The sequence below is a fragment of the Sphingobacterium sp. UBA7625 genome (genome assembly GCF_002484085.1).
Lineage (GTDB): Bacteria > Bacteroidota > Bacteroidia > Sphingobacteriales > Sphingobacteriaceae > Sphingobacterium > Sphingobacterium athyrii.
The window spans coordinates 507,550-520,875 of sequence record NZ_DLJD01000051.1; the positions used below are offsets into that span (position 1 = coordinate 507,550).

The 13,326-nt window shown below is 44.0% G+C and carries 7 protein-coding genes; all 7 read left to right on the forward strand.

Features of this window, described 5'->3' with window-relative positions; genetic code table 11:
• Positions 1 to 3: 3 nt before the first annotated feature.
• The 7 genes from B4G94_RS22180 to B4G94_RS22210 all read left to right on the forward strand — a co-directional run bounded on the left by B4G94_RS22180 (position 4) and on the right by B4G94_RS22210 (position 13,276).
• The gene (locus tag B4G94_RS22180) at positions 4 to 2,781 is read left to right on the forward strand and encodes a glycoside hydrolase family 2 protein (RefSeq protein ID WP_286862022.1); all 2,778 of its coding nucleotides are present in this window, start codon (positions 4 to 6) and stop codon (positions 2,779 to 2,781) included.
• Positions 2,781 to 5,519 carry an alpha-L-rhamnosidase gene (locus B4G94_RS22185; protein WP_286862023.1) on the forward strand — a complete coding sequence of 913 codons (2,739 nt, stop codon included), beginning with the start codon at positions 2,781 to 2,783 and terminating at the stop codon, positions 5,517 to 5,519. The genes B4G94_RS22180 and B4G94_RS22185 overlap by 1 nt, the downstream gene beginning before the upstream one ends.
• A gap of 99 nt (positions 5,520 to 5,618) precedes the next feature.
• Positions 5,619 to 6,767: a sialidase family protein gene (locus B4G94_RS22190; RefSeq protein ID WP_108634903.1), complete on the forward strand. Its 1,149-nt coding sequence runs from the start codon at positions 5,619 to 5,621 to the stop codon at positions 6,765 to 6,767.
• Positions 6,748 to 8,160, forward strand: a complete 1,413-nt coding sequence (locus B4G94_RS22195; protein ID WP_286862024.1) for an acetylxylan esterase — start codon at positions 6,748 to 6,750, stop codon at positions 8,158 to 8,160. The genes B4G94_RS22190 and B4G94_RS22195 overlap by 20 nt, the downstream gene beginning before the upstream one ends.
• The gene (locus B4G94_RS22200; RefSeq protein ID WP_286862025.1) at positions 8,157 to 9,038 is read left to right on the forward strand and encodes a sugar phosphate isomerase/epimerase family protein; all 882 of its coding nucleotides are present in this window, start codon (positions 8,157 to 8,159) and stop codon (positions 9,036 to 9,038) included. The genes B4G94_RS22195 and B4G94_RS22200 overlap by 4 nt, the downstream gene beginning before the upstream one ends.
• Positions 9,035 to 10,498, forward strand: coding sequence for a glycoside hydrolase family 28 protein (locus B4G94_RS22205; protein ID WP_286862026.1), 1,464 nt, complete (start codon positions 9,035 to 9,037; stop codon positions 10,496 to 10,498). Before B4G94_RS22200 ends, B4G94_RS22205 begins: the two co-directional genes overlap by 4 nt.
• A gap of 39 nt (positions 10,499 to 10,537) precedes the next feature.
• Positions 10,538 to 13,276, forward strand: a complete 2,739-nt coding sequence (locus tag B4G94_RS22210; RefSeq protein WP_286862028.1) for a family 78 glycoside hydrolase catalytic domain — start codon at positions 10,538 to 10,540, stop codon at positions 13,274 to 13,276.
• Positions 13,277 to 13,326: the final 50 nt, after the last annotated feature.

The window sequence follows — 13,326 nt, forward strand, 5'->3', positions numbered from 1 at the left end:
ATCATGAACTTGAAAACAAAAATAGCGTTATCCTTACTTTTTTTTGGGACTATGGGATTGCAGGTATCTGCCCAAAAAACAGCGAGCCAATACCTCTCTGGAACAGGAAAGGATGATGGTGTGTTATGGGATTTTTATGTGACCGAAGGCTTGAACGCTGGGAAATGGACTAAAATACCAGTTCCCTCCAACTGGGAACAACAGGGTTTTGGGAAATATAATTACGGTTTCAATAAAGAGGCTGATAAAGGCAAAGAGGTCGGTCACTATAAATATAGATTTAATGTATCCGATGCCTGGAAAGATAAGCAGGTGCGTATTGTTTTTGAAGGTTCGATGACCGATACCGAAGTCAAGATCAATGGTAAGCTGGCCGGCGCTATCCATCAGGGATCATATTATGTTTTCAAATACGATATTACGAAACTGTTGAAGTTTGGCGAAGAAAATCTATTGGAAGTCCATGTTGCTAAGCATTCGGCAAACAAGTCGGTGAATGCGGCGGAACGGGAAGGTGACTTCTGGATTTTTGGTGGGATTTTTAGACCGGTTTATTTGGAGGCCCTGCCTCAGCATCATATTGAACGTGTTTCGTTGGATGCAAAGGCTGACGGAACATTCCGAGCCAAAATAAAGACGGTGGGAGAAGCCGATGAAATTGCTGTTCAACTGTTTGACGCCAAAGGAAGGAAATTTGGAAAACAGCTGAGAACAAAGCTGTCAGACAAAAACAATTGGGTAGAGGGACAATTTTCAAGCCCGCAATTATGGTCTGCCGAATTTCCAAACTTATATAAAGCGCAATTTACCTTATCGAAAAATGGTAAGGTACAGCACCAGCTGGAGCAAAAATTTGGTTTTCGGACCATAGAAGTGAAAGAACGTGATGGCGTGTATGTCAATGGCGTAAAGGTTCGATTCAAAGGTGTCAATCGACATGCTTTCGTTCCGGAATCCGGACGGACGACGAGTAAGGAAGTTAGTATTGCCGATGTGAAGCTCATGAAGGAAATGAATATGAACGCTGTTCGAATGGCCCATTATCCACCAGACAATCATTTTTTGGCTGTCTGTGATTCATTGGGTTTATATGTCATGAACGAGTTAGCGGGTTGGCACGGGCATTACGATAAGGAAGTCGGTACCAAATTATTGCGGGAGATGATGGTCGTATCCGAAAATAATCCGTCCGTTGTTTTTTGGGCAAATGGGAATGAAGGTGGGCATAATCCGGATTTTGATCCCATCTTCGCGGAAGAGGATATTCAAAAACGCGCTGTAATTTATCCCTGGGCCGTACATGATGGTTTTGAAACAACCCATTACCGGGAATATAACTATGGTATTGGTACCTATGATCATGGGCACAATATCATTATGCCGACTGAGTTTTTGCATGGTATGTACGATGGCGGGCATGGTGCCGGATTGGAGGATTATTGGAAAGCGATGCTTGCCAATCCCCTTGCTGCGGGTGGTTTTCTTTGGGATTTTCGTGATCAGGGGATCGTTAGGACAGATAAAGGCGGTATTATAGATACTGACGGAAATCGTGGTCCAGATGGTATAATTGGTCCACATGGCGAAAAGGAAGGAAGCTTCTTTACCATTAAAGAAGTATGGAGCCCTATTTTCTTTGAAAAACGTGAAATGACTGAGGGATTTGATGGTTCGTTCCATATTGAAAATAGATATTCTTTTACCAATATTAATCAGTGCACATTTTCGTACGAACTCAAAAAGTTGGGTGGTTATGATGAGGTGAAGGAAACAAAAAGCGGAACGATTGACGCTCCCAATATCCGGCCTGGAGATAAAGGGATCTTAAAAGTTGATTTCCCTACAGGGTGGGAGGACTTCGATGTTTTATATATTACCGCAAAAGATGTGCGTCAACAGGAACTCTTTACTTGGAGCTTTCCGATTACATTGCCGAATCAGTTGGCAAGTAGCCTCCTGAAACCAAATGGAACAGGGGATATTGCCGTACAGGAGACCGCGAAAGCCTATTTGGTGAAAGCGAATGGCATTAGCTATCAGATCAATAAGACGAGCGGATTGCTGGAGCAGGTTCAAAATGCCAAAGGAATTATTCCTTTCAAAAACGGACCGGTTTTACAGGAAGCGACGACAAATTATAAAAATTTCAAATTGAGCCGTGAACATGGAAAGGTGATTATTGCATCTACCTTTGATAAAAAAGATAGTTATAATACCTTACGTTGGGAAATCCTTGCTTCGGGACAGTTGAAAATGCATGTTCAATATTTTCCTGAAAGTTATTTTACACGTTTTGTGGGGGTGAATTTCGATTTTCCAGAAGATCAAATCGAAGGTGTTGAATATCGGGGAATGGGGCCTTATCGGGTTTGGAAAAACCGGATGAAAGGGAATCAGTTTGGCGTGTGGAAAAAGAAGTACAATAACACGGCAACGGGCGAATCGACATTCGAATATCCCGAATTTAAAGGTTACCATGCCAATATGTATTGGACAAAATTTATCGGAAAAGATCAAAGTTTCCGCGTGTTTACCGACCGGGAGGATGTGTTTTTACGCTTATATACACCAAAAGAACAGCAAGATACCGAATGGAAAAACATGGAGCCTACCTTCCCAAAAGGTGATATTTCTTTTATGAACGGTATTTCGGCCATTGGGACGAAAACACAAAAACCAGAAACCACCGGGCCTATGGGTATGAAGCACGTTTACTATGATTTTGAGAAGGAACCGAGCCGGGCATTGCATATGGTACTCTATTTTGATTTTGAAAACTAATGAAAGCAAACATCGTCATATTCATTGTATCGGTTTTCTTATCGACTTTGTGGTATCAGGCTACAGCGCAGATCACTGTTGTAAACCTGCGGACTGAATTACGTTCGAATCCGATCGGTATAGATGTTGCCGCACCAAGACTGAGCTGGCAATTGCAGGTCAGCGAGCGGTCTATCCGGCAAGAAGCCTATCAGGTTTTGGTTGCTTCTTCGCAAGAAAAACTGAACCAAAATATCGGCGATTTCTGGGATTCGGGGAAACAGCTTTCGAATAATTCCACGCATGTAATTTATGCAGGCAGAGCCCTACAGAGCAGAGCAGCAGTCTTCTGGAAAGTAAAAGTGTATACGAATAAAGGCGAAAGTAGCTGGTCTGAGCCGGCTGGTTGGACCATGGGACTACTACATTACAAGGATTGGACAGGACGTTGGATTGGTTTTGATCAGTATTTCCCATCAGACAATGAACAGACCGGGCAATTGGCTGCCCGTTATTTCAGAAAGGAGTTTACAACAACCAAGCAGATTAAGCAGGCTACAGCTTATATAATGGGCTTAGGACTTTACGAGTTATATATTGACGGCAAGAAGATAGGGGATCAAGTACTGGCTCCAGTGCCTACAGATTATACCAAGAACATTAAGTATAATGTTTTGGATGTAACAAAATCACTTTCGCAGGGTAAACATGCGCTTGGTGTCATTTTGGGAAATGGACGGTTTTATGCCATGCGTCAAGCAAAACCTTATAAAGTAAAAACCTTTGGATTCCCAAAATTGCAGATGCAACTTATGCTGACTTATACGGATGGTTCAACAGAGGTCATTAAGACCGATGATTCGTGGAAAGGAACGACCGAAGGACCAATAACGGCAAATAACGAATATGACGGTGAGGATTATGATGCTAGAAAAGAGCTAACAGGTTGGGCAAAACCAAATTATGACGATAAAACATGGTTAAAGGCTGCTTTTGTACAAGAGCCCGGTGGCAATTACGAAGCGCAGTCGGAAGGTATGAAGGTGATGCAAGATATCGCACCGGTTTCGATCGTCAAAAAATCCGAAGGAAAATACATTCTTGATTTCGGACAGAATTTCTCGGGTTGGGTAAAGATGACGGTGGCCGGTAGGCCTGGAACAGCAGTGACACTTCGTTTTGCAGAATCGCTGACCGAAGACGGCGAATTATTCACAACCAATTTGCGCGATGCCAAAGCAACGGATCATTATATATTAAAAGGTGGTGGAAAGGAAACCTGGGAACCGCGGTTTACCTATCATGGATTTCGTTATGTGGAAGTCAGCGGTTATCCGGGGGTAGCTTCAAAAAGTAATTTTGTTGGCCGTTTTGTCTACGACGATATACCCGATGCAGGAACCTTTGTATCTTCCAACGTACTCATCAATCAGATCTATCAAAATGCATGGTGGGGTATCGCTTCCAATTACAAAGGTATACCGGTGGATTGTCCACAACGAAACGAGCGTCAGCCCTGGTTGGGCGACCGTCCGATTAGTGCCTACGGCGAGAATTTCCTCTTTGATAACGCCAATTTTTATAATAAGTGGCTCGAAGATATTCGGCTGTCCCAAAAGGAGGATGGAGCATTACCGGATGTTGCACCAGCGTTCTGGCGTTACTATAGTGATAATGTCAGTTGGCCGGGAACCTATCTGCTTATCGCCGATATGCTCTATCAGCAGACAGGTGACCTGCGCATTTTGGAAAAGCATTATCCAGCCATGAAAAAATGGATGGATTATATGCAGGCTCGCTATACAGGCCCGGGCGGTATCATTACCAAAGATAGTTACGGAGATTGGTGTTTCCCACCGGTAACCATTGAAGCCGGAAGAGGAAAGATTGCCGATAAAAAATACCCAAGTGCATTGATCGCAACATCTTATTACTATCATTTGCTGCAGACGATAGCCCGCTTTAGTGTTCTCGTCAGCAACGATCGAGATCAAGCTGATTTTTTGGGCCGTGCAGCGAAGATGAAAATCGCATTTAATGCCGCGTTCTATAACGATGCAGGTTATTATGGCAGTAATTCATTGACCGATAATCTACTGCCAATGTCTTTTGGCTTAATCGAAGATGCGAATAGAGAAAAGCTCAGTAATCGGATCGTTGAGATTGTCGAAAAAGAAAATCGGGGGCATCTGAGTACAGGACTTATCGGAACACAATGGATTATGCGTACGCTAACCGAAATCGGTCGTGCAGATCTTGCCTATAAAATTGCAACAAAAAAGACCTATCCTTCTTGGGGTTATATGGTCGAAAATGGGGCAACAACAATTTGGGAGTTGTGGAATGGTAATACAGCCCATCCCAAGATGAATTCACAAAATCATGTGATGATGTTGGGCGACCTCTTGGTATGGCTCTATGAGGATCTGGCGGGCATCAAATCAAAAGAGCATGCTTTTCAGACTGTTATCATGAAACCGCAGGTCGTAGCAGGGTTGGATCATGTGGATGCAAGCTACAAAAGTGTTTATGGAATCATTCAATCGAATTGGAGTAAAAGCAAATCTGCTTTCGAATGGAAGATTTCTATTCCAGCCAATACCAAAGCAGAGATTTATCTGCCAACGACAGAGCTGTCCGCGATCCTGGAAAATAATCAAAAATTAAAAAACAATACAGATATTCAGATTCTACGACAGGAAAAATCAGGTACTTGGTTAACTATAGGATCAGGAGATTATCAGTTTAGAATTAAATAGACTTAAGCGGATAAATAAAAAAAAAATAGAAAGCGCATGTGTGTCGGCAGCAATTGAAAGTCCAATAAAAATGCACATGTATAAAATACTGTTACACTGATGAAGATAAAAATTAAATTGGCAACAGCCCTATTGTTTTTATGCACCTTGAATTCTTACGGACAAAATCCGACATTAAAAGAATGGCAAAAAGGGGTCATAAAAGATGAGTTTATTTATGATACGGCATCTTTCCCTTCCTGTCATTCCGCTACTATGGCAGAGACGGATAAAGGTCTAGTATATGCCTTTTTTGGCGGAACGAAAGAACGCCATCCCGATGTGGAGATCTATGTGAGTAGACTTGAAAACGGCAACTGGTTAGCGCCAGTGTCGGCAGCGGATGGTGTACAGCCAGATGGCAAACGCTTACCGACCTGGAATCCTGTTTTATACCAAGTGCCCGGGGGAGAGCTCTTGTTATTCTACAAAATTGGACCCAAACCATCAGAATGGTGGGGGATGCTCAAACGGTCCAACGATGGCGGAAAGACTTGGTCTGCTGCCGAAAGATTGCCCGATGGCTTTATTGGACCGGTGAAAAACAAACCAGTTCTTTTACAAAATGGCACCTTGCTGAGTCCTTCAAGCACCGAAGGAAATGGTTGGAACGTACATTTTGAGGCGAGTTCGGATTTTGGTAAGACATGGCGCAAAATAGGTCCAATCGCTCGTGGTACAGATAATCTGGATGCGATACAACCGAGCATACTGGACCATGGAAATGGTCAATTGCAAATATTGGCGCGCACACGCAACCGTGCGGTCGTAACATCTTGGTCTAAGGACTGGGGCGAACATTGGACCCCATTGGAAAAAACGACGCTCCCCAATAATAATTCGGGTACAGATGCCGTAACGTTAAAAGACGGACGGCATGTATTGGTGTATAACCACGTGCTTCCGGAAGGTAACTTAGCCAAAGGGGCACGTACACCATTGAATGTGGCTTTTTCCAAAGATGGCAAGCAGTGGCAGGCCGCACTTATTCTTGAGGATTCGCCAATCAGTCAGTACTCTTATCCCGCAGTGATTCAAACCAAAGATGGGCTATTGCATTTTGGCTACACCTGGCGTAGAAAGAAAATGAAACATGTCGTCGTAGATCCGAAGAAAGTGAAGTTAATCCCGATTGAGGATGGCATCTGGCCAACAAAAAAAGGATATAAAAAACCAGATCCCAATGCATATGTCAAAGAAGAAGATTAATCTCGTTTGTGTAGTATGTCTGTTTTTTGTTTCGCTTGTTGTCAAGGGGCAGGACAGCTTACTCAATTATGAGCATAAATTTAAGCAACCCCTGGAAACAGTGCTTGTCATGATGCAGGAACGGTATCAGGTCAAGATTAAATATGATCCACGCAATGTCAAAGACATTATGGTGGACTATGCACCCTGGAAGTTTAGGGCGGATCTTGCGGGGACAGAAATCAATTTGCTGTATCCTTTGGGCTTTAAGTTGCAAGAGGAAGCAAAACCCAATACGTATAAATTAAAATCATACGAATATAACCGCTGGAAACCGCAGGAAGGCTGGGATTTTCTGACCTTATTATCCAAAAAATATACCGATCAGGCAAGTTGGGAAAAGAGAAAAGATCAATTGCGTGCTGCGGTAAGACAAGCGATGTATTGGGATAAACTGCAAAGTATACCGGATCAACCGATTCGCCTGGGCAAGACACGTCGCTATGCCGACTACCAAGTTCAGAACTTTGCCTTAGAAATTATACCGGGAGTCTATATCAATGGTAGTATCTATTCGCCGCTCAAGCAAAAGAAAAATATACCTGTGGTGTTATCTCCTGATGGGCATTGGCCACAGCAGCGGTACCGTTCGGATGCGCAGAAGAGATTTATCACCTTAGCCCGACTGGGCTGTATGGCTATAAGCTATGACCTATTTGCCTGGGGGGAGTCTTTATTGCAATTCGCTGGTCCAGATCATCGCAGCAGCGAAGCCATGTTGATGCAGACCTGGGGCGCTGAACGTATTTTAGATTACGTAACCAGCTTGCCACAGGTAGATCAAAAGCGAATAGGAATCAGTGGTGGATCGGGTGGGGGTAGCCACAGTATTTTAATGGCTGCTTTAGACGATCGCTTCACTTTGGTCGCCCCTGTCGTGGCGATGTCTTCCTACTTCTTTGGTGGTTGCCCCTGTGAGAGTGGACTGCCCGTACATTTTGTCTGTGGTGGAACCAATAATGTCGAACTGGCTGCAATGGCTGCGCCCAAACCACAACTGATCATTTCCGATGGACAGGATTGGACGAAGGAAACTAACGTGCATGATTTTCCTTATCTGAAACATATCTATGGTTATTATGGACAGCAAAATCAGGTGCAACACGCACATTTTCCCGAAGAAGGCCATGATTTTGGCTATAACAAAAGGCAGGCATTGTACAAATTTCTGATAGATCATTTCCATTTAGATCAGGCTAAAGCTGCCGATATTATTGCAGAGACTTCAGTTCAGATCGAACTGGAGGAGTTATTATACAGCTTTGGAAAGAAAGGTGAAAACTTACCAAAGAACGCGATTCATGGGATGGGACAATTGAAAGCATTATTAAAATCATACCAAATTGAACTATGATGAACCGAAAAAAATTTATACTGGATACCTTGGCGTTAGTTGGCGTTGCAGCCTTACCTTCTGCTGTTTTTGCTGCTCCTAAGCGACGCTATCATGTCGCCGTAATTGATCTGATGATCTTAAAACGGCAAAAACTAAGTGCATTCGACCTGGCGAAAGAAATAGGAGCGGATGGGTTAGAAGTTGATATGGGCGGATTGGGCAACAGGGTTACTTTTGACAGTAAGTTAGGCGATCCCGCTGAGCGGAAAGCCTTTCTCGACAAGGCGAAGGAAACTGGAATAACGATCTGTTCGTTAGCTATGACTGGTTTCTATGCACAGTCTTTTGCCACGCGACCGACTTATCAGCAGATGGTAGGGGATTGTTTGGACACTTGTCAGAAAATGGGGGTTAAAGTGGTTTTTTTGCCTTTGGGCGTAACGTGCGATTTGGTTAAGTATCCTGAGTTACGACCTGCTATCGTGGAGCGCCTTCGTGTGGTTGGCGAGATGGCAAAAAAGGCCGGTGTGGTGATCGGAATTGAAACAGCATTGGACGCGAAAGGCGAAGTCGGTCTTTTAAAAGAAGTCGGTTCCAAACATATCCAAATCTATTTTAATTTTTCCAATCCGTTGAAAGAAGGACGTGATCTGATTCAGGAGCTTACTATTTTAGGGAAGAAGAGGATCTGTCAGATACATTGTACGGATGAGGACGGTGTCTGGCTCGAAAATAATAAACGACTGAATATGCCCTTGGTAAAACAAACCTTAGATCGCATGGGCTGGCACGGTTGGCTCGTGATCGAGCGGTCGCGTGACGCAAATCTACCACCACGGGCTGTTAAAGAAAACTTTGGTGCAAATACACGTTACGTAAAACAGCTGTTTCAATGAGCATAAACTGGATAATATCACTTGTGGCGGTCATACTGGGAATACAGGGATGCCGAAGTATTCCAGTTGACAAGCAGTTGGATAAAGCCTTGCTGCGTGCGGATCAGGTAGGGGCTGGACAGATGCCCGCTGAGCCAGAAAAGGTGCAATCCCCTTTTAAGGCATGGAATGTCCAGCGGCCAACATTTCCGATGCGACAAGATACGGTATGGCCGAATGACGATATTCAGGGTAAGCTCGATCATCTTGCAGCTCAGGGAGGGGGTACGTTAGTACTGAAAGGACACCACCATACAGGACGGATTACGCTAAAGTCCGATATTAATCTAAAATTGGATGAAGGTTCCGTTTTGGAATTTAAGAATGAAATTAACGATTTTCTGCCTGTAGTGTTTACACGAAATGAAGGTGTAGAATTGTATAGCTTGGGAGCCTGTATTTATGCCAATGGGGCAGATAACATTGCCATCACGGGATCAGGTAGAATTATTGGCCCCGGTGAAGGCAGTGTTCGGAGTAAAACCATGACGCACGATGTCATTGAAAAGATTGTGGACAGTAATACGCCTGTTGATCAGCGAATCTATGATGGTAAAACAGCAGATTTTATCTTTCCACCCGCACTTATTGCTCCTATTAACTGCAAAAAAGTCTGGATTGAGGGCGTATCACTGGAGCGTACCGCTTTTTGGAATATCGTTCCTACGTACTGTGAGGATGTCGTGATCCGTGGGGTACGTATACAATCAATCGGCATACCACGTGGGGATGGTATTGATATTGAATCGTCTAAGCGTGTGCTCGTAGAGTACTGCACCTTAAATACTGGAGACGACTGTATCGCTGTAAAAGCGGGACGTGGATATGATGGACTGCGTGTGAATCGACCTTCGGAGGATATTGTAGTCCGTTACTGTTTTTCGGAAAAAGGTCATGGTGGATTTACGATCGGTAGCGAAACTGCGGGCATGGCCCAAAACGTGTACGTACATGATTGTGTATTTGGTAAAACCAATGTCGGTATCCGTTTTAAGACCAGAAGACCACGGGGCGGAGGTGGATCTGATATTCGCTTTGAACGTATTCGGATGCAGGATGTTGAGTCGGCTTTACGCTGGGATATGCTTGGACAGGTTCAACATGTGGGCAATCAGGCTAGCCGTGATTTCGAAGTTCAGAAGAACGCTCTGACACCACGTTTCTCGAATATCCAAATAAAGGATATATATATTGATGCGGCTAAGAATTGTATTAAGATCGAAGGTATTCCGGAATCTGTTTTGGAAAACGTATCTATTGATCGTGTTTTTGGACGCGGGGATCGATATCTGTCGATTAAAGATGCTAAAAATATCAAGATTAAAAATAGTGTTTTTGTGTGTAAGGATACTAGCGTTTTGACAATCAATGTTTCTCAGCTGATACAGGATCGTGTACGAGTGATGACTGAAGCTCCTTAATAGTTGGTTATGAATACAGTCGGGGAAAAAAGAAAAAGAATGAAGAATATCGTAAAACAGGGAATCGTTTTAGGAAGCATTTTCCTGTTATTGCTTGCTATGCCCATGGTTGGTAAGGCCAAGTTATCAGTAACTCGTGTTTTGATAGAAGGACGCGAAAACCCATTGGGTATAAATACATTAAAACCTTCATTTAGCTGGCAATTGCACAGCGATAAATTTGATGTGAAACAACTGGCTTATCGTATCCAGATCAGTAAAAGCGCTCGTTTTGCAAAGCAGGACATGCTTTGGGATTCCGAATGGGTAGCGGCAGAACAATCCCTAAATTTGTTATATCAGGGAACCCCTCTAACTACAGGTACAAGTTATTACATCAGGATACACGTTCGTGATAATAAAAACGAGACAGCCACAAGCGCGGTACAACGATTTCATACGGGATTGTTGAACGCAGAAGATTGGGGGAATGCCCGATGGATTGCAAAAGATATATTACCGGATTCGTTGGTCAATCCACTGCCACTAAGTTCCAGCAAGCTTCGGTTGGATAAAAGTTATGAACTTCCGGTTTTCCGGAAATCAGTTCAGGTGAAAAAGAAGATCAGTTCGTCAATCGCTTATGTGGCAGGCTTGGGACATTACGAGTTGCTATTGAACGGCAAGCAGGTAGATGATGCAGTGCTACAGCCGGGTTGGACAAAATATGACAAAGAAGCCTATTATGTGGTTTACGATCTTACCCAAGCCTGGCAACAGGGAAAGAATACAATTGCTGCCCTATTAGGAAATGGGTTTTATTATATTCCACCAATTAAAGGCCGATTTCAAAAACATAAAGTTGCTTTTGGCCTGCCAAAGCTCAAACTTAAGATCGTCAATACCTTCACGGACGGGACGCAAGAAATCATCGTTAGTGATGCAGGCTGGAAAACACACCGGTCGCCAATTACTTTTTCCAGCATGTATGGGGGCGAGGATTACGATGCACGGATTTTGCCTGAGCATTGGTCAGCTCCTGCTTACGATGACCGGAGCTGGCAGCAAGCGCTCATTACGGATGGACCAAATTTACGGGCACAGGATATCGATCCGGTGAAAATTATGCAGCGCTTCGCACCTGTTGGATTACAACAGGCTGATGAGGGGAAACGGATCACCTATGATTTTGGACAGAATGCATCAGGCATTGTCACCATGCAAATGACCGGACAAGCGGGAGATACGGTACGAGTGTATCCGGCCGAATTGCTGACAGCGGATGGACGCCCTAGTCAAAAACATTCAGGAAGCCCCTATTATTACCAATATATTTTTGCAAAAGATGGGACTGTGTCCTGGCAGCCACGTTTTACATATTATGGATTTCGTTATGCCGAAGTTCAGTTACATCCTGCTGGTGGCAAACCGGTTCGGATGGATGCGATACAGTTGGCCCATATCCGGAATAGTACAGCGCAGGTGGGAAGCTTTGAAAGCTCCGATACACTATTTAATCAGATCCATGAATTGATCAATTGGGCTATCAAGAGTAATATGGTCAGTGTCTTTACGGATTGTCCACACCGCGAAAAATTGGGCTGGCTGGAGCAGCTACATTTGATGGGGCCATCGGTACAATTTAACTTTGACGCTGAGCGCCTGTTTGCCAAGTCGCTGCGGGATATGCGACAATCTCAGACAAACGATGGTCTAGTTCCTGAAATAGCGCCCGAATATGTGCAGTTTGACTGGGGCGGCGATATGTTCAGAGATTCGCCCGAGTGGGGAAGCAGCTCAATTATCTTAGCCTGGTATGCCTATCGCTGGTATGGAAACAAAGCTTTCCTTGCTGATAATTATACCATGATGACCCGATATATTGATTATTTGGGCACAAAGGCAAAAGATCATATTTTGACACAAGGTTTGGGTGACTGGTATGATTTGGGACCAGAGCGTCCCGGTGTTTCCCAGCTGACTACTCCCGGGATTACGGCTACGGCAATCTATTACTATGACTTGAAGCTCATGGTAGACATCGCTACGCTACTTGGAAAAAAAGAAGATGCCGAAAAATTTAAGACATTACAGCAGGCCGTATTCAATGCGTTCAATCAGCAATTTTATCGACCTCAGGAACATAGCTATGGCTCTGGTAGTCAGACGGCGCTGGCTATGCCGCTCTACGTTGGTTTAGTACCCCAGGAGGCCGAACAGGCAGTCTTTGACAGATTAACAAAAACGGTCTGTCAAAACGATACGGCGTTGACAGCCGGAGATATCGGTCACCGTTACCTATTACAAGTGTTGCAAGCCCACAACCGTGATGATCTGATCTATGCCATGCATCATCGTGATGACCGGCCCGGATATGGTTATCAGCTGCGAAAAGGTGCCACGGCACTGACCGAGTCCTGGGCGGGCCTTCCAAACGTCTCCAATAATCATTTTATGCTTGGACACCTGATGGAGTGGTTTCATGCCGGCCTCGGTGGGATACAGCAAGATACAGGATCAATCGCATTTAAGCATTTTCGGATCGAACCCAAAATGCTGGACCTGCTGAAAGACTGTGAAATAAGTTTTAGGAGTCCTTATGGGAAAATTTATTTTAACCGAAAACAATCAAAAGAAAATTATCAACTGGAGGTTCCTGTCAATAGTCGCTGTACCTTGGTATTGCCTAAAGGAGTCTATCGGGTGAATGGGAAACAGCTGGATCCAAATGCAATGGTTTTGACAACGGATCATGTCGAGTTGCAATTAGGCTCCGGAAATTATACCATTACAAAGTAAAACAATGAAGTATCCGTATTTAAAAGTAGAAGGGCTGATGGCCATTCGGC

Excerpts from the sequence above, each read along its gene's own strand:
- B4G94_RS22205 (WP_286862026.1), top strand. The coding sequence starts at position 9,035 with ATGAGCATAAACTGGATAATATCACTTGTGGCGGTCATACTGGGAATA.
- B4G94_RS22200 (WP_286862025.1), top strand. The coding sequence starts at position 8,157 with ATGATGAACCGAAAAAAATTTATACTGGATACCTTGGCGTTAGTTGGC.
- B4G94_RS22180 (WP_286862022.1), top strand. The coding sequence starts at position 4 with ATGAACTTGAAAACAAAAATAGCGTTATCCTTACTTTTTTTTGGGACT.
- B4G94_RS22190 (WP_108634903.1), top strand. The coding sequence starts at position 5,619 with ATGAAGATAAAAATTAAATTGGCAACAGCCCTATTGTTTTTATGCACC.
- B4G94_RS22210 (WP_286862028.1), top strand. The coding sequence starts at position 10,538 with ATGAAGAATATCGTAAAACAGGGAATCGTTTTAGGAAGCATTTTCCTG.
- B4G94_RS22195 (WP_286862024.1), top strand. The coding sequence starts at position 6,748 with ATGTCAAAGAAGAAGATTAATCTCGTTTGTGTAGTATGTCTGTTTTTT.
- B4G94_RS22185 (WP_286862023.1), top strand. The coding sequence starts at position 2,781 with ATGAAAGCAAACATCGTCATATTCATTGTATCGGTTTTCTTATCGACT.